The following is a 15,335-nucleotide window of genomic DNA, read 5'->3' as shown; positions in this document are numbered from 1 at the left end:
ACGGCCGAGCGTCGTTCAACAAGCCCGCCATGGTTTGCCCTGGCGGGCTTGTTGCATTCGCCCAACGGCGAATGTCACTTCTTGCTCGGATCGTCCGCCGGGTTGACGTAGGTGATCGCGAACGGCCCCTCGCCATGAACCTGGACGATCGTAGCGCTTGTCGTCCAGGCGTAATGGTTCATTCCCTGTGGGGCTACGCCGAAGCCGCCGGCGGTCAGTTCGATGCCCTTGGTCTCGTCGAGCTTGTCGCCCATGCCGATATGAAAATTGCCGGAAATCACCGTCACATATTCCGAGGTGGGATGGTTGTGCGCGGCAATCCTGTAGCCGGCCGGCAGCTTCAACCGCAGCACGTAGATGCCATCCGTCGAGGGGTCCCCGGCGATGACAGCCATGTCCGCGCCGGCGGGCAGCACAGCAGGAGCAGGGCCCCATTTGATGGCGTCCGCGTTTATCGGCATGTCGTCGGCAAGCAGCGGCGCCGTCCCGATAAGCAGCAGCGCCAGAGCCGAGGCGAGCTTGAGCATGATGATCTCTCCGGTTGGTCGTGGGAGCACAGCATCAGCGCCGGCCCTGATCTATTGCGACCTACCAAGGCAGCAGCCCGAACACATCTCCCGCACGGGGGATGCGCCTTGCGTTGCTGACATGCGGCGCGACCCGCCTGGCCTGGTATCGCTGCAGCCGTCGAGGGGCGGGGAGGTTGCCGCCGACAGAGCGTGAAGCTATCCAGTGTGAACGCTAACCGTTTTCGAATGGGACAATGCCGAGATGAGCCTTGAATCCGTGCGCGCCTTCCTGGCTGCCCATGCGCCCGATGTCGAAGTGCTCGTCACCGAAGCGAGTTCCGCGACGGTGGCGCTGGCGGCTGAGGCGCATGGCGTGGAGCCGGCGCAGATCGCCAAGACCATCTGCCTGCGCGTCGGCGGTGAGACCATGCTGATCGTGGCCGGCGGCATGTCGAGGCTCGACAACCGCAAATTCAAGGACCGTTTCGGCGGCAAGCCGCGCATGCTTGACGCCGACGAGGTTGTCGCGATTACCAGCCATCCCGTCGGCGGCGTCTGCCCATTCGGCCTGCCGGCGCCGCTGCCGGTCTATTGCGACGTCTCGCTGCGCGCCTTCGATGAAGTCGTGCCCGCGGCCGGCGCTACCAACGCCGCGGTGCGGCTGAGCCCTGAGCGCATGGCACAGATTGTCGATGCCGAATGGGTCGATGTGTGCCAGTAGTAATCGTCGGCTGATTTCAGCAGGAGATTTCTGGGAGCAAAACGACTGCGAGCGCAGCTAGTAGAAGATTGAACGACCCATTATACGTGGCGGAATGAACGACGTTTTTGGTTACATCGCCTATGGTGAGAACGAGCTTTACCATCGCGGCGCGCTACTCAGCGCCCTCAAGCTTTTGCACCATTGCCCGACCGCCAGAATAGTCGTCGCAACGGACAGGACTGACCTATTTCGCGCTTATCCTGTTGAGACAATGCTCATAACGGCCGAACAGAAAGACCAGTGGTCTTTCGGCGGAAGCTACCATTTCGGTATCAAGGCCGGGGCTATGCGTGAGCTTTTGCAGCGAGCAGATCGGCTCCTTTTCATGGACACCGACATGTACCCGGTGGGTGACCCGTCGAAGGGCTTCCGCTCGATCTCTGCGACCCATTCCACTATGCGCCTGTGCGAAGGGCCGCATCGCATCTATCAGAACGCGCTGCCGGGCAAGAACATCAGCGTCGGCGGCCAGGTCCTGACCGGCCAGGAACCGATGTGGAACAGCGGCATCGTCGGGATCCACCGGGACAACCTCACAGCCATGGTGGACGCCTTCGCCGCTATCAAGGCCGTTCATAAGGTGACCGACACTTGGGCGCCCGAGCAGTTCTGCCTCGGGGTAGCCCTTTCTCAAAACGGCCGAACCATAAGCCCTCATAGCCTGCCGATCCGACACTACAATACCCGAGGCAAAAAGCAGTTCGCTGAGCCGCGTGTTCATGCGTTCTTTAACGCGCACGGCATGGCGCCAGTCGGCCAGCAGGTTGCAAAGGCCAGTCGATATCGTCTATGGCGGACTCCCGCGGATCTCTTGCTCCAGAAGCTTAAGAGGTCACCGTGACGGGCTGGCTGCGCATGAGGAATCTGTTTCGATCCAAGCTGCCCCCAAGCGTGACCGTTGGACGTCACACCTATGGGGTGAGCCGGAAGAAGGTGCTTGGAGCGTCTGCCGCCACTCCGTTGGCCCTTGGGGCGTTCTGTTCGGTCGCCGGCAACGTGAGCTTTGAATGTTCCGGGGGAAGCCACGTGCCTTGGGCTGCAACCACTTTTCCGATCCACAGCCGCATGATGAACGCGACCGATCTCAATTCGCACGGCGGCAAACCCGTCGGCATTACCATCGCCAATGATGTCTGGATCGGCCGCCAAGCGCTGATCATGCCAGGCGTCCACATCGCGGATGGCGCTATTGTTGCGGCCGGCGCCATTGTCACCAGGGATGTGCCGCCATACGCGATCGTCGGCGGGGTCCCGGCCAAGCTTATCCGGTATCGCTTTTCACAGGATGTTATTGCGAAATTGCTGGCGATCCGGTGGTGGGAATGGAGCGACGAGAAGATCAAGCAGGAGGCTGCTTTTCTCACAGGTCCCATCGAACTCTTTATCGAGCGGCACGCCTAGCATGACGGCTTAAGAATGCATCTTGTTTGCGGGAAGTCGAAAAGACGGTAACCACCTTGGGGGAAGCGGCCAACTATTTGTTTGGTCGGAGTGGCCGGATTCGAACCGACGACCCCTTGACCCCCAGTTTAAAATATCCGGTTTTATAGCCATTCCTAGCGTTGCACAAAGTAGGCCAAATCGGCAGAAATCCAACGTCGTCCAACCTAAGCCCGCTTGACTAACACACTGCCTATGCCTAAATGCTGGCTACATAGTGGCTATAAAGGGGATGGGCGTGGCTACAATCAAGATCACGGCAGCGGCAGTTTCAGGCATCATGGAAGGCGCAAGGCCGAACAAGACAACATACTACTTCGACGATGACCTGGCCGGGTTTGGCCTCTACCGGACGACAGGCAACACGGGAACGTATTTCGCCGAATATCGGCCGGTGGCTGGCGGCGCCAAGAAGCGATTGAAGCTCGGCCGCGTCGGTACACTAAAAGCCAGCGAGGCGCGCGAGGCGGCGCGCAGGGCGATTGCGAACGCTGCGCTTGGCAAGGATTTGGTCAAAGAGCGGTCGGACGAACGGGCCAGTTGCACAGTCAAGAAGCTGGTCGAGGACTATATCGCCGGTAAGGAAATGAAGGCGTCAACGCGCGCGTTCTACAAGATCACGCTGGCCAAGCACATCGAGCCGCTGCTTGGCGCCACAAAAGCCTTTGCCCTTACCCGCGTTGACGTCCAGCGTGCCCACTCAGCTATGTCGAAGAAGGCTCGCTACAGTGCAAATCGCGCGATGGCTTTGCTTTCCGCCTCTTATGTTTGGGGCGCCAAGCGCGCCTATGTGCCCGAAGGAACTAATCCCGCTGCGAAGATCGATCGTAACCGTGAGGAATCCCGCGAGCGGTACCTCACCGCGGAGGAAATGGCACGTCTTGGCGACGCCATGCGCGAGGCCGAAACGATTGGCATTCCACACAAGTTGTCCGCCAGCAAGCACGCGCCGAAAGAGAAGAACAGGACCGTCTACGGGCCACACGTGACGGGAGCCATTCGGCTGCTGATGTTGACCGGCTGCCGGTTGCGGGAAATCCTAAACTTGAGGTGGGCCGAATATGACGAAAGGCGCGGCCTTTTGCTACTGCCCGATTCAAAAACAGGGAAGAAAACCGTTGTGCTTTCTGCAGCCGCGCAGGCGGAGCTTGATAGCCTGCCTCGCATTGGCAAATATGTGATCGCCGGTCACTCAGCAGCAACGGAGCATGAGGCACCGCGCGCCGATCTAAAGAAGCCATGGGCTGCTATTGCAGGCAGGGCCAGCTTAGGGGACGTTCACCTTCATGATCTTCGTCATACTTTCGCCAGTGTCGGCGCCGGCGACGGCATGTCGCTGCAGATCATCGGCAAGCTATTAGGCCACGCCGACGCGGCGACGACGCAACGTTACGCGCATGTCGACGTCAACCCGACACGCGCCGCAGCCAACGTGATCGCTGGAAAGATCTCCGATGCGATCGGAGGCAAGTGAATGGCACCACTTCCGAAAGGGTTCAGCCTTCAGGCGATTCCAATTGAATCGGCGCTAAGCGAGGGGCGTATCGAGGACGCCAAAACGCTGTTGATCGATCTCCTGCGCTCAGGCAAGGCGGGCGCAGTAGTGCAACGGCTGGCCGCCGACATGCTCAAGCCGTCGAAGAGACCACGCGGGAGGACACGTGCACTTCCGCGGCATTGGATTGATATCGGCGAGCAGTTCAACGGGCTTCGAAATGACGGCGTCCGGTACGAAGAGGCAATGCGCCGGATGACTGAGAAATTTGGGTATTCAGAGACGCACGTACGCGGCGCAGTCGCGACATACGACCGAGCTAAGGAAGATCAGGACCGCGAATAAATTGAATTTGTTTGCCTAAAGAAGATTGGCGAAACGCCCATCTATCTCCATGCAACACCGTCAACGGAGGTAAACACATGGCAAACCTACGAGTAAGCCAAGCCGCTGATTATGTCGGCCTGTCCAAGTCATTCCTCGACAAAGCGCGATGCTACGGAACCGGGCCGGCCTACGTCAAACTTGGAAACAGCGTCATCTACAGCACGGACGATCTCGACGCATGGGTGGCTGAAAATCGACGCCTGCCTTCAAACGACAACAAACGCGCGAGGGCAGCCGCATGAAGATCGAACTTACCCCCGATGAAGAAGCCGTCGTTGCCAGGATCGAGTTCGATCCCGCCAAAGTTCGCGACCACGAAGCATGGAAACAGAATAGCGAACTGGCTTTCAGTCTGGGACGATCTATCCTCGATCGTGAGGCAGTTCCGGACCATCGGCATCGGTACTTCACAGACGCCGCCTACAACCCGGCCGGTCGCGGAAAATCACGAATGGAGCGCTGGCGCATAAACGGCAACAGCGATGGTGACATTCTGAGGCACAACAACTTCCTGCCGTACCTCCGGTATTTCATTTACGGGCCGAATCTTCCGCTGCACCTAATTGAGGCTTTCAAAACTCGCGTTACGGAGTGCGGCCAGGTCTCGTCAGGAGACATGCCCATGCTGACCAAATATGCGCGTCAGATTTGGCGTGAGTCCGGCAAGATATATGATGCCGATTCGTTCTATCAAATGGCATTGGAGTGCGGCTTGAACAACTTCCGCGCTCCTTCAATCTATCGCGCTATTCGGGAAGCCAGATAACCCCTTCCCGCGCCGCGGCCATCGTCCGGTCGTAACCCATTGCCGCAGTGCCGCGGCGCGGCATCCAACCCTTATCTTGAGCTCATAATTTCAAAGGCATTCCATGTCGATTGAGGACGCACCTCTCGAACTAACGGAGCAGCAGGCCGAATTCCTGCTCGGTTTCTACTACAAGACGGAACGGCTGGTTCAGTCCAGCGCCGCCATAGCTATCGTCACTGCGATCGCGCGCGAGACCGTTCTAGGCGGTGCTTGCCGTATCTCTCACAAGGAGTTCGGTCGCAGAACTGGGGCATGTCGCCGCTCCATTGATACGGCGATCAAGACGGCGAAGCGTGCCGGACTGATCGACCGCATCGGCACCACAGACGGCGGTGTTGCCATCTACCGCGCCTGTCTCGATTCGGAGCGCGCGGCGCATGGCCTGGCATAGGGTTCTGGCAAAGGACAAACTAGCTTTCCGCGAAGACCTGCAATCGGACCCGACCCTGACGGATCTCCAGAAGCGCATGATCTCGACCATTGCGACGCATTGGGACAACGAGCGTATGGCGGCTGAGTGCAGCGAGTCCTTCATAGCTAAGGGTGCAGGCACGACGGCTAAGATGGTCAAGCGCTATAAGGCGTCTCTGGTCGACAGCGGCCGCGTATCGATAAAGCGCGCCGCAACCTACACCGAATCCACGTTGTGGGATGTGAACTGGCGGTTCCGCGGGAGCGCGTGGGTGCGAATCAATAACGACGGCCAGCCGATGCGCAGCTGTGGGGTGGTCCCCAATGATGCGCAAGGGGTGGTCCCCGTAGATGCGCAGGGGTGGTCCCCAACAAGCACAGGGGGTGGTCCCCAAGCGGGGACCCAATTCCCTTCTCAAAAGAAGGATATAAGCGCCCCTGTGGAGCGGCCTCTTTGGGGAGGCCGCAGGGGAGCGCGGGAAAACGAAAACCCGAACAAGGTCGAGCCGGGATTTGCCAGATGGAAGATCATCCACGCCGAATATACCGGCCAGGACGAAGATACATTCGTTGCCCATATGCGTAGCGGTAAAAACCGCAAGTTCGTTCTGCGGTCTGACATCGACTCCGACGACTATGCCTCGATCAACGCCGCACTAGACGTCGACGGCGATGCGGACAATGTCATCGGCTCCATGGTGCAGATGTCGACCAACCGCAGCGGCCCGAAGACATTCATGCGTGCCGCACCGCTGCCGTGGTCTGACGTCACCATTTTGGAAGGCGAAGAGCGCGAGGACGGCGGGGCGAATATTCGCATCCGCTTCAACGATGGAGACGGTGGCGAGGCCACGCTCAAACTCGCGGCCGACAACGCCGCCACTATGATCGCGGAATGTGGCGGCGAGACCGAGGCCATCGGCGCCAGGATCATGTATCGATTGCACCCAAACGACAAGATTGAGTTTCGGCGAATTTCTTCAGGTTGATGTTTAATACGGGAGATCTCGCAACCCTATAAAGGTGTGGGGTCATTTGTCGACTCCACACCATTCCTCTATGCCGCTTCCCGCGTTCCCCATAAAAAGATTGCCGCTTACGGTAAGATCGTGGCGAGTTGTAGCGTATGTATATGAGAGGGTAGGGAAAGCGACCAGTTCGCAACCCTATCAATATGAAGGCGAAGAAAAGTGGCAGCCTAAAAAATAGTGGCGAGTTGTAGCGTATGTATATGAGAGGGTGATTGTTTGCGAACATCGCCGCTTTTCGCGATCTCGCAACCCTATCAATGAGACGCCGCTTCGGTGATCTCCACGCGCCGCCCTTGAGGCGGTTTCTTTTTACCCAAACAAAAAACTTGCGAGTGAAACTCAATGGACGCCTGGAGCTTGCGTGCTTTTACGCGCGCCGAGGCCGCAGCGCTATGCGGCCAAAACGTTAAATCGATCGATCTTCTTATCCACCGCGCAAAGACGGCGTCGGCGCTGTTTTGCGAAAAGCGCGGCAGCCGACGGATGTTCTCGCTGCAAGACATTTGCGTGTTGCGAGTGGCCTTCGAGCTCGAGCGCGCCGGCCGAACATGGCTGACAGCCTTGGGCGCCGCCTTCGACAATTTGCAGATCCCGCCAGACCCCGACGCGCTCCTGATTGCGCCTGCCGTTATTAAGCGCGGATGCGGCTTGCCGTTCATCAGTTTCGTGGCGCCAAGCGCTTTCGATCGATCCATCATCGTCGTGCCGATCGGCCTGATCTGCCAGCAAATCCTCGAGGAAGCACAGTATGTGGCCGTTTAAACCTACCCAGCCGCCCGTCGAGACCAAGAGCCTCGCCGAACCGGACGAGGAACTCCTCGCGCTGCTCGGCGCGGCAGTCGCTGGCGTGGCCGCCGTACCGGCGAGCGTGGCGTTGACTGTGCCTGGCGTGCGCAACGCTGTGTCCGTGATTGCGGAAAGCGCGGCCACGATGTCGCTGACCGTCAAGCGCCGTGTCGGCGACGAGGAAACCGACGTTGCGGACTTCCCCGCGCTGAAGCTTCTAACCGGCCAAGCCAATAGTTGGACGTCGGGTTATGAACTGACCCGCGATCTCGTCGCGCAAGCGTTGACGCAAGACAAGGGCGGCCTGGCCTGGGTCAATCGGCCAAGCGGTCGACCAGCCGAGATCATCCGGTATGAATCCAGCGTCATCGACGTGCATTATGACGCCGTTACCGGCGAGCCGACATACCGGCTAAGCGGCAAGGTCGTACCGACATCGGACATCATCCATGTCCGCGGCGCGTTCTCGAAATGCCCACTCACCCAGTGCGCCGAAGCCATCGGCGTTGCGAAGGCAATGGAAGCTTACGCGGCCAAGCTCTGGACAGCCGGATCTAAACCAAGCGGCGTGATCCAGTTTCCGAATAAGCTTGGCGACGAAGCGCTCAAGAAAATGAAGGCCGGATGGCAGGCTGCGCACTCTGGAAGCGCCAACGCCGGATCCACTGCTATCCTGTGGGAAGGCGCGACATGGCAGCAGATCACGCTGAACAGCACTGACGCGCAGTATCTGGAAAACAGGCAGTTCCAACTGGCTGAGATCGCCAGGGCATTCAATATTCCGCAGCATATGATAGGCAAACTCGACCGCGCAACGTGGTCGACGTCTGAGCAGGCCGCGAAGGAATATCTGACATTTACTTTGCTGCCATGGCTCCGCGCTCTGGAATCGGCCTTCAACCGCGCACTACTCAGTGACGAAGAGCGTGGCGAGTATCGGTTCTGCTTCGATCTGGACGACTTTACCCAGGCCGACATTACAGCCCGCGCTACAGCGATCAGCACGCTTATCACAGCCAAGGTGCTGAACTCGAATGAGGCCCGCGACTGGCTCGGCTTGCCGCCACGCACGGGTGGCGACGTCTACGAAAATCCGAACACCGGCGCAAAGCCGGCCAACGACAACAAACCTGCAAAGGCCGCCGCTGCATGAGCGATCTGACCCACATCGATGAATTCTTCGGCGACAGCGTGAAGCGGTTCGACCTTCACGCCAACGGCTTCGATCAACTGATCGAGTTGAACGAAAAACTGGGCGAAGGCCCGCTGGTCACTTTCCGTCGGATCTATTCTGGACAGTGGCGCGTCCAAGACATCCGAGAGGTGTTGCGCCTTGGCCTGATCGGTGGCGGTACGACGCCGGCTGAAGCTCATAAGCTAATGACCAGGTATTTCGAGCGCTCGCCGCTTGGGGAGCACGCCGCGCTAGCGTTGGCAGTCATGTCCGCCGCGATCGTCGGCCGCAAGTCGGAAGAAGATCCAGCGCCCACCGCCATCGAAGCCGCTGTCGTGGTGACGGGAGGGGACGCCTGATGGATATGGAAAAGCTTGTCCTAGAGACGAAATTCACCGGCGATCCTACCGGGGCAATCGAGGGCATCGCATGGGACTTTTCCAGTCCTGATCGTGTCGGCGATATGATCGAACCAACGGCCTTCGTTGGCCTGACTGGAAAGTCAATTCCCGCTCTCTTCGCGCATGACCAGTCACAGGTGGTCGGCGTATTTGACAGCATCACGGTGGAGGCGGACGGCCTTCATGTGAAGGGCAAACTGCTCATCGATACCGTTGAGCGTGCCCGTGAAGTCCGAAGCATGATCCAGGCGAATGCGGTTCGCGGTCTGAGCATCGGATTTCTAACTCGGAAGGCCGCACCTCGACGGGGCGGTGGCCGAACCATCCAGAGCCTTGAACTTCTGGAAATTAGCATTGTGGCGGTTCCGGCCAATCCGAACGCCCGCATTACCTCACAAAAGGATTTTCCCTTGACCACTGAAAACACCAATCCGACCGCCGAGCTCGAGACTAAACTGGCCGCGGCTGAGACCAAGATTACGGCTGCCGAGACCAAGGCCGCTGAAGCCGTTGCTGCTCTGAAGGCTCGCCTTGACGGCATGGAAACCAAGTTCAATCGTCCGGCCATTATCAAGGGCGCCAACGACAATGAACCTACTGCCGAGCGCAAGGCGTTCAAGTCGTTCTTGAAGTACGGCCCGGAGCGCATGCCCGGCGAGGAAACCAAATCGCTTGTCGTCTCTGATGACACGCGCGGCGGCTATCTCGCACCGGCTGAATTTCAGGCCGAAGTGATCAAGAACATCGTGCAGTTTAGCCCGGTTCGCCAGGCGGCTCGCGTTGGCGCTACCGCGTCGGCTTCGGTGATCCTGCCGAAGCGCACGGGCACGCCGACCGCCTCTTGGGTTGGTGAGACTGAAACTCGCCAGTCTACCGAAGGCGCGTACGGCCAGATCGAAATTCCGGTAAACGAGGCGGCCTGCTACGTCGACGTGTCGTTGCAGCTGCTCGAGGACGCCGCGATCAACGTCGAAACGGAGGTCGCCATGGATCTGGCCGAGGAGTTCGGTCGGCTCGAGGCTGTAGCCTTTGTGAACGGCGATGGCTTCAAGAAGCCGACCGGGTTCATGACCGATGCCGGCATTCCGTTTACGGTCTCCGGTTCGGCCGCGACGATCGCAGACGCTGACGGCACGGCGGATGGCCTGATCAACCTGATGTACGCGCTGAAGCCGGCTTATCGGGCGAATGGCGTGTGGATGGCCAACGGCACCACGATCGCCTATCTGCGGAAGCTGAAGGACACGACCAAGCAGTATATCTGGCAGCAGGGCGTACAGGCTGGCGAGCCATCGACGCTGCTGGGCCGACCGCTGGTCGAGGCTCCGGATATGCCTGACGTCGCTGCCGGTACGTTCCCGATCATCTTCGGCGACTTTACGCGCTACCGCATCTACGACCGCGTTGCGATGTCGATCCTGCGTGATCCTTACAGCCAGGCAACGAGCGGCAAGGTTCGCTTCCACGCGCGCCGTCGCGTTGGTGCTGCGAACACGCAGGCCGAAGCTTTCCGTAAGCTCAAGGTCTCTGTCTAAGCATTTCAGGGCGGTCCTTAGTGGCCGCCCGTTCTCCTTCCATTCTCATAATTAGGAATTACTAATGCGCGATCTCGCAAACAGTATCGGCGCGGTACAGGCCGTTGCTCCGGCCGTTCTTACCGCAACGAATACCTCGGCGGCCATTGACCTTCTGGGCTTCAACGGCGCGGCTGTCATCATCAACACTGGCGCTATCGCCGGCTCCGGCAATTTCACGCCCAAGCTGCAAGAATCCGACGACGGCACCAACTTCACGGACGTTGCAGCCGCCGACCTGGTTGGCGCCTTCCCGGCTGCGCTTGTCGCGGCCAGCGTTGTGAAGGTCGGCTATATCGGCAATCGTCGCTATGTCCGAACCGTGCTCACGCTCAATAGCGGCACGTCGATCGCTGCCAGTGCCACGATCATCAAGGGCCGCGCGGCAAGCCGTCCGGTCGCTTAACCAATCCCGGCGCGGGGCATTCTGAGGGTACCGCCATGCTAGCCGTGGCTTACGGGTCTGCTCAATAACGATATCACGGATGCGGCGCGCCACAGTTCAAAAACCGCACAATCTGTGAAGGTCCAGATACCAGCCGCTCACCCTCCTTTATCTCCGAGCGGCCAAGGGTCAACTGCGGGTGGCATGCTTTGCGCTGCCATCCGCTTTCATTTCAGGAGAGCGCATGCCTAACCGTATCACAGCTTGCGGCTGCTCTGTGCCCAAGGGCACGAAGTGCGTACACGAGCAGGCCAGCGCCAAGCGGCGCCAGGCATCGAACGATGCCGAACGCGGCACGCCTGCACAGCGCGGATATGATGCCGACTGGTCGAAGATCCGCTTCCGCTTTCTGCATCACCATCCAACTTGCTGTGTGTGTGGTGCCAAGGCAACGCACGTCGACCACATCAAAAGCATACGCGAAGCGCCTGAGTTGCGGTTAGTCGAGTCGAACCTGCGCGCCATGTGCTTGCCATGCCACTCACGCCGCACGGCGAAGGATCAGTCGCAAGCATGGGGCAAGCCGAAAGCCGCATAGGCGCTCAGCGCCTCAAAGAAGGCCGCACAAGGGCTTGCGTGATTTCCGGCACCTGACACCAGATGTAGCGCCGAACGCGTCCACGGGGGCCGGGTCAGCGACTTTGGGCCATTCCTGCCCTACCACCCGCGCCCCAAAACTCGCAATAAACCAGCCGTAGTTTTTCAGATAGGAAAAAAAGCCCATGGCCATCGTCACCTTGGACGAGCAGAAGCAATTTCTTGGCGTCACGCTCGATAGTGATGACGGCCTGATTTCTTCTCTTATCGATGCCGCCCAATCACATCTAGAGCAACTGCTAGGCTTTGTTATCTCGGAAGAATATGCAAGCCCGCTGGTAGTTCCAGATGACCTTGTTGGCGCCGTGAAGATGCTTGCCGCGCACTGGTTTGAGAACCGGGAAGCCGCAGTGGTCGGCGTGTCGGCTCAAGAAATCCCGTTCGGCGTGTGGGACATCGTCAAAGAACGCCGGAGCTACAGCTTCTAAGATGGCAAATGATGACCTGGCGAGCCTGCTAAAGGCGTTCGACGCCATCCCGAGAGAGGCGCGCAAGGCCATTCCTGCAGCCATTAACAGGGGTGCCGACGAGCTTCTAGCGCGCATGCAATACCTGGCGCCCGACGACACTGGCGAGCTTAAGCGGTCGATCAAAAAGACCGAGCTCAACGAACTGGCGGTGCGCGTAGGCAGCGACGATCCCAATGCGCAGTACCAGGAGTACGGCGTGCTCCACCACGGCGACACCAACCGCTCTGCGAACAGTCAGCCATGGTTTTGGCCGTCCGTGAACACGCTGAAAAAGCGTGTCCGCAGCCGCGTCGATCGCGCCATTAGCAAGGCCGTTAAGGAGGCGTTCAAATGAGTGAGGCAAGCCTCGCTGCGCAGAAGTTTCTGCGCGCACTTTTCATCGGCAGGGCCGCGCTAACCGCGCTCGTGCCGGCCGATAATATCTTCGACCGCAACAGCCGGCCGGAAATCTTTCCGTGCGTCAACCTCGGCGAGGGCCAATTCGTGGCCGATGACGCCGGCTGCATCCAAGCTGGCGACGTCTATGCGACGCTGCATGTATGGACCGCCGAGAACGGCTTCGCCGCGTGCAAAAACATCGTGGGCGAGATCCGCCGAGCGGTGCGGGAAGCGGATGATGTGGTCGACGGCTTCGCCCTGGCCGCGACTTTTCAAGATGCGATCTATCTCCGTGATCCAGACGGCGTGCACAGCCATGGGGTCGTAACGATTCGGCTGCTGGCCGAAGACACATTGGCAGGAGTCGTCTGATGCGCGCCGGCAAGCTCGATAGGGAAATCACCATCGAAGGCGTGACAACCGCGATCGATGAATACGGCAATACGGTTGATGCGTGGATGCCACGAGCGACGATGCGCGCACAGCTTGTGACCGCGAGCGCGGAAGAATTCCAGCGAGCCTACGGCGCCAGCGGCGAGACGGCAATCGTCTTTAGAACGCGTTGGCTGGACAGCGTGACCGTCGCCGATCGCGTCACCTATGAAGGCGCGCACCATAACATTGTCGAAACAAAAGAGATCGGCAGGCGCCGCGGCCTCGAGATCAGGACAAAGAGGATAGGCGCATGAGCCGCACCGCAATCGTTACCGCGCTCGACGGCGCATTGTCTAAGGCTCCGTCGCCGCCGCCATGGCTTCCAAAGCACGGCAAGGCCGAATGGAAGCGCGTTCTCCCGGTCCTCGTGGAAGCCCGAAAGATCGGCGCCCATGAGTTGCAGACGGTCGAAGCCTATTGCGTTGCCGTCGCCAGGATCCGGGAAGCCGAGGAGATCGTGCAGCGTGAGGGTCTGACCTTCATGTCGCAGTCCGGTCCCAAGCGCCACCCGGCAGGAACAATCTTGAAAGATGCCATGGAATCCGCGCGCCGCTTGGCAGATGCGCTTGGCCTGACGCCGGCCGCCCGGGCAAAGAATAAGGGAGGCGCCCGTGGCAATGACGACACTGACGACCTCAGTTCAATCTAACGACTGGATTTTTGATGACAGCGACATCCCGGATCCGCACAGCAAAGGCGAAGCGGCCGTCCGCTTCATCCGAGCACTGCGCCATCCAAAATCGCATCTTCCGAAAAATGCTTTCCAGCTGGACCGATGGCAAGAGCGCATCATTCGACGCGTCTACGGTGACACCAAGCCGGACGGCACGCGCCGCATAAAAACAGTCTTTGCGCTAATCCCGCGCGGCAACCGCAAAACCACGCTAGGCGCGGCGCTGTGCATGCTTCACCTTGGGCCGGAGCGAATCCCGCGTAGCCAAGTCGTATCGTCGGCTGTCGACCGCGACCAGGCGCGTATCGCGCTCGAGGAAATGACCGGCATCATCAAGGCGCATCCGCGAATTGAAGAAGCCTTTCAGATCCAAGATACCAAGAACCGCATTACGCACCGCAAGAGCGGCGCCTTCTATCGAGCTATGTCGGCTGACGCTGCCACGGCGCATGGACGCACGCCGGTCTTTGCCTTGGTCGACGAGCTTCACGCATGGAAGAAGCGCGACCTCTGGGACGCCATCAAGACCGGTCTGGTTAAGACGCCAGGGTCGCTGCTTGTGGTCACCACGACGGCCGGCATCGGGCGCGAAAATGTCGCCTACGACATGTACAGCTATGCGCGGCAAGTTGCGTCTGGCGCGATCGTAGACGAAGCGTTTTTGCCGATCCTGTTCGAGGCGGACAAGGACGAAGACTGGCGCGACGAAGCGGTCTGGCACCGGGTAAACCCGGGTCTGTCATGCGTGCCGCCATATCCCGATATCGACGGCATGCGCCAGATGGTGCGGGAAGCCGAACACCGGCCAGCCGATCGCGCCATGTTCCAGCAACTGCACCTCAACATTTGGCAGGACGGCGCAGCAGAGCCTGCATGGGATATGGCCATCTGGGACGAGAACTGTTCAAAGCTTGATCTGTCGGCTCTGGAAGGCCGACAGGCGTGGATTGGGGTCGATCTCAGCAAGCGTATCGATCTGAGCGCCTGCGCGATTGCAATACCGCTGGACGATGGCCGCATAGCACTCCACGTTCAGTCCTTCACGCCTGAACGAGACATCAGGCGGCGTGCCGACGAGACAGGCGCGCCGTACGGGCTATGGCGCGACCAGGGTTATCTGACCGCCTGCGAAGGCGACACGATCAACATCAAGCAGATTGAGGAATACATTCTCGACCTGGCTGGCCGCTTCCAGATTCAGGAAGTGGCGTTCGACCGCTGGCATGCGCAGGACGTTATGGCTTCGTTAGAGGGTGCTGGCCTTCCCGTTGCCGAGTTCCCGCAAAACATAGCTACATTCGCCAAGCCGGTAATCGACTTCGAAACTCTGATGTTCGAGCGCAAGCTTATCCACGGCGGCAACCCGCTTCTGCGATGGGCTGTGGCGAATGTGGTCCTGTACACCGACGCCTCCGGCAATAGGCGACCGCTCAAAGAAAAGTCGGTCGACAAGATTGACCCGGCGGTAGCGGCAATCACCGCGATCGGCCGTGCCGTAGCCGGCGCCAGCAGTCTCAGCATGTACGAAACGGCGTCCGAGGACGCCTTCTTTTTCTAA

General features: G+C 59.5%; 21 protein-coding genes and 1 pseudogene. 21 read left to right on the top strand and 1 reads right to left on the bottom strand.

Annotated elements, in window-relative coordinates; all coding sequences use genetic code 11:
* Positions 1-74: 74 nt before the first annotated feature.
* Positions 75-527: a cupin domain-containing protein gene (locus X727_RS151670; protein ID WP_023743606.1), complete on the bottom strand. Its 453-nt coding sequence runs from the start codon at positions 525-527 to the stop codon at positions 75-77.
* 244 nt (positions 528-771) lie between these two features.
* On the opposite strand from X727_RS151670, the gene X727_RS151675 reads away from it, so the two are divergent.
* The 21 genes and pseudogenes from X727_RS151675 (at position 772) to X727_RS151770 (ending at position 15,335) form a co-directional block, all read left to right on the top strand.
* A complete protein-coding gene (locus X727_RS151675; RefSeq protein ID WP_023743605.1) occupies positions 772-1,230 on the top strand; it encodes a YbaK/EbsC family protein in 459 nt (152 codons plus the stop codon).
* 94 nt (positions 1,231-1,324) lie between these two features.
* A complete protein-coding gene (locus X727_RS151680) occupies positions 1,325-2,113 on the top strand; it encodes a hypothetical protein (RefSeq protein ID WP_023743604.1) in 789 nt (262 codons plus the stop codon).
* A 263-nt stretch (positions 2,114-2,376) separates the two neighbouring features.
* Positions 2,377-2,673, top strand: a pseudogene (locus tag X727_RS1000000169805) (CatB-related O-acetyltransferase); the annotation flags it as partial.
* 277 nt (positions 2,674-2,950) lie between these two features.
* Complete coding sequence (locus tag X727_RS151685; RefSeq protein ID WP_196814992.1) at positions 2,951-4,186, top strand: site-specific integrase; 1,236 nt, start codon at positions 2,951-2,953, stop codon at positions 4,184-4,186.
* Entirely contained in the window at positions 4,187-4,552 is a 366-nt protein-coding gene (locus tag X727_RS151690) for a hypothetical protein (RefSeq protein ID WP_023834241.1), read from the top strand.
* Positions 4,553-4,629: 77 nt separating this feature from the next.
* Positions 4,630-4,836, top strand: a complete 207-nt coding sequence (locus tag X727_RS1000000166420; protein WP_023834240.1) for a helix-turn-helix domain-containing protein — start codon at positions 4,630-4,632, stop codon at positions 4,834-4,836.
* Complete coding sequence (locus X727_RS1000000166415) at positions 4,833-5,360, top strand: hypothetical protein (protein WP_023834239.1); 528 nt, start codon at positions 4,833-4,835, stop codon at positions 5,358-5,360. Before X727_RS1000000166420 ends, X727_RS1000000166415 begins: the two co-directional genes overlap by 4 nt.
* A 103-nt stretch (positions 5,361-5,463) precedes the next feature.
* The gene (locus tag X727_RS151705) at positions 5,464-5,793 is read left to right on the top strand and encodes a hypothetical protein (protein WP_023834238.1); all 330 of its coding nucleotides are present in this window, start codon (positions 5,464-5,466) and stop codon (positions 5,791-5,793) included.
* Positions 5,780-6,802: a hypothetical protein gene (locus X727_RS151710; protein WP_023834237.1), complete on the top strand. Its 1,023-nt coding sequence runs from the start codon at positions 5,780-5,782 to the stop codon at positions 6,800-6,802. Before X727_RS151705 ends, X727_RS151710 begins: the two co-directional genes overlap by 14 nt.
* A gap of 384 nt (positions 6,803-7,186) precedes the next feature.
* Positions 7,187-7,606, top strand: a complete 420-nt coding sequence (locus X727_RS1000000168520; protein WP_023834236.1) for a hypothetical protein — start codon at positions 7,187-7,189, stop codon at positions 7,604-7,606.
* Positions 7,593-8,783, top strand: coding sequence for a phage portal protein (locus X727_RS151720; RefSeq protein ID WP_023834235.1), 1,191 nt, complete (start codon positions 7,593-7,595; stop codon positions 8,781-8,783). The genes X727_RS1000000168520 and X727_RS151720 overlap by 14 nt, the downstream gene beginning before the upstream one ends.
* Positions 8,780-9,163 (top strand): gene transfer agent family protein, encoded by a 384-nt coding sequence (locus X727_RS151725; RefSeq protein ID WP_023834234.1) that lies wholly within the window; start codon positions 8,780-8,782, stop codon positions 9,161-9,163. The genes X727_RS151720 and X727_RS151725 overlap by 4 nt, the downstream gene beginning before the upstream one ends.
* A complete protein-coding gene (locus tag X727_RS151730; protein ID WP_023834233.1) occupies positions 9,163-10,740 on the top strand; it encodes a phage major capsid protein in 1,578 nt (525 codons plus the stop codon). Before X727_RS151725 ends, X727_RS151730 begins: the two co-directional genes overlap by 1 nt.
* A gap of 64 nt (positions 10,741-10,804) precedes the next feature.
* Positions 10,805-11,185: a hypothetical protein gene (locus X727_RS151735; RefSeq protein ID WP_023834232.1), complete on the top strand. Its 381-nt coding sequence runs from the start codon at positions 10,805-10,807 to the stop codon at positions 11,183-11,185.
* A 223-nt stretch (positions 11,186-11,408) separates the two neighbouring features.
* Positions 11,409-11,762, top strand: coding sequence for an HNH endonuclease (locus X727_RS1000000166410; protein WP_031204219.1), 354 nt, complete (start codon positions 11,409-11,411; stop codon positions 11,760-11,762).
* A gap of 184 nt (positions 11,763-11,946) precedes the next feature.
* Positions 11,947-12,249, top strand: a complete 303-nt coding sequence (locus X727_RS151745) for a head-tail connector protein (RefSeq protein WP_023834230.1) — start codon at positions 11,947-11,949, stop codon at positions 12,247-12,249.
* A 1-nt stretch (position 12,250) separates the two neighbouring features.
* Positions 12,251-12,625 carry an HK97-gp10 family putative phage morphogenesis protein gene (locus X727_RS151750; RefSeq protein ID WP_023834229.1) on the top strand — a complete coding sequence of 125 codons (375 nt, stop codon included), beginning with the start codon at positions 12,251-12,253 and terminating at the stop codon, positions 12,623-12,625.
* Complete coding sequence (locus tag X727_RS151755; RefSeq protein WP_023834228.1) at positions 12,622-13,041, top strand: DUF3168 domain-containing protein; 420 nt, start codon at positions 12,622-12,624, stop codon at positions 13,039-13,041. Before X727_RS151750 ends, X727_RS151755 begins: the two co-directional genes overlap by 4 nt.
* Positions 13,041-13,358 (top strand): phage head closure protein, encoded by a 318-nt coding sequence (locus X727_RS151760; RefSeq protein WP_023834227.1) that lies wholly within the window; start codon positions 13,041-13,043, stop codon positions 13,356-13,358. The genes X727_RS151755 and X727_RS151760 overlap by 1 nt, the downstream gene beginning before the upstream one ends.
* Positions 13,355-13,753, top strand: a complete 399-nt coding sequence (locus tag X727_RS151765) for a phage terminase small subunit P27 family (protein WP_023834226.1) — start codon at positions 13,355-13,357, stop codon at positions 13,751-13,753. Before X727_RS151760 ends, X727_RS151765 begins: the two co-directional genes overlap by 4 nt.
* Positions 13,722-15,335 carry a terminase TerL endonuclease subunit gene (locus X727_RS151770; protein WP_032888981.1) on the top strand — a complete coding sequence of 538 codons (1,614 nt, stop codon included), beginning with the start codon at positions 13,722-13,724 and terminating at the stop codon, positions 15,333-15,335. Before X727_RS151765 ends, X727_RS151770 begins: the two co-directional genes overlap by 32 nt.

Origin of the sequence: Mesorhizobium sp. L103C105A0 (assembly GCF_000502215.1) — a bacterium.
Classification (GTDB): Bacteria; Pseudomonadota; Alphaproteobacteria; order Rhizobiales; family Rhizobiaceae; genus Mesorhizobium.
This window is presented reverse-complemented; position numbering and strand designations above follow the sequence as displayed.

Bases quoted from the DNA above. Each gene is read 5' to 3' on its own strand.
- X727_RS151670 (WP_023743606.1), bottom strand. From the start codon at position 527: ATGCTCAAGCTCGCCTCGGCTCTGGCGCTGCTGCTTATCGGGACGGCG.
- X727_RS151675 (WP_023743605.1), top strand. From the start codon at position 772: ATGAGCCTTGAATCCGTGCGCGCCTTCCTGGCTGCCCATGCGCCCGAT.
- X727_RS151680 (WP_023743604.1), top strand. From the start codon at position 1,325: ATGAACGACGTTTTTGGTTACATCGCCTATGGTGAGAACGAGCTTTAC.
- X727_RS151690 (WP_023834241.1), top strand. From the start codon at position 4,187: ATGGCACCACTTCCGAAAGGGTTCAGCCTTCAGGCGATTCCAATTGAA.
- X727_RS1000000166420 (WP_023834240.1), top strand. From the start codon at position 4,630: ATGGCAAACCTACGAGTAAGCCAAGCCGCTGATTATGTCGGCCTGTCC.
- X727_RS1000000166415 (WP_023834239.1), top strand. From the start codon at position 4,833: ATGAAGATCGAACTTACCCCCGATGAAGAAGCCGTCGTTGCCAGGATC.
- X727_RS151705 (WP_023834238.1), top strand. From the start codon at position 5,464: ATGTCGATTGAGGACGCACCTCTCGAACTAACGGAGCAGCAGGCCGAA.
- X727_RS151710 (WP_023834237.1), top strand. From the start codon at position 5,780: ATGGCCTGGCATAGGGTTCTGGCAAAGGACAAACTAGCTTTCCGCGAA.
- X727_RS1000000168520 (WP_023834236.1), top strand. From the start codon at position 7,187: ATGGACGCCTGGAGCTTGCGTGCTTTTACGCGCGCCGAGGCCGCAGCG.
- X727_RS151720 (WP_023834235.1), top strand. From the start codon at position 7,593: ATGTGGCCGTTTAAACCTACCCAGCCGCCCGTCGAGACCAAGAGCCTC.
- X727_RS151725 (WP_023834234.1), top strand. From the start codon at position 8,780: ATGAGCGATCTGACCCACATCGATGAATTCTTCGGCGACAGCGTGAAG.
- X727_RS151730 (WP_023834233.1), top strand. From the start codon at position 9,163: ATGGATATGGAAAAGCTTGTCCTAGAGACGAAATTCACCGGCGATCCT.
- X727_RS151735 (WP_023834232.1), top strand. From the start codon at position 10,805: ATGCGCGATCTCGCAAACAGTATCGGCGCGGTACAGGCCGTTGCTCCG.
- X727_RS1000000166410 (WP_031204219.1), top strand. From the start codon at position 11,409: ATGCCTAACCGTATCACAGCTTGCGGCTGCTCTGTGCCCAAGGGCACG.
- X727_RS151745 (WP_023834230.1), top strand. From the start codon at position 11,947: ATGGCCATCGTCACCTTGGACGAGCAGAAGCAATTTCTTGGCGTCACG.
- X727_RS151750 (WP_023834229.1), top strand. From the start codon at position 12,251: ATGGCAAATGATGACCTGGCGAGCCTGCTAAAGGCGTTCGACGCCATC.
- X727_RS151755 (WP_023834228.1), top strand. From the start codon at position 12,622: ATGAGTGAGGCAAGCCTCGCTGCGCAGAAGTTTCTGCGCGCACTTTTC.
- X727_RS151760 (WP_023834227.1), top strand. From the start codon at position 13,041: ATGCGCGCCGGCAAGCTCGATAGGGAAATCACCATCGAAGGCGTGACA.
- X727_RS151765 (WP_023834226.1), top strand. From the start codon at position 13,355: ATGAGCCGCACCGCAATCGTTACCGCGCTCGACGGCGCATTGTCTAAG.
- X727_RS151770 (WP_032888981.1), top strand. From the start codon at position 13,722: ATGACGACACTGACGACCTCAGTTCAATCTAACGACTGGATTTTTGAT.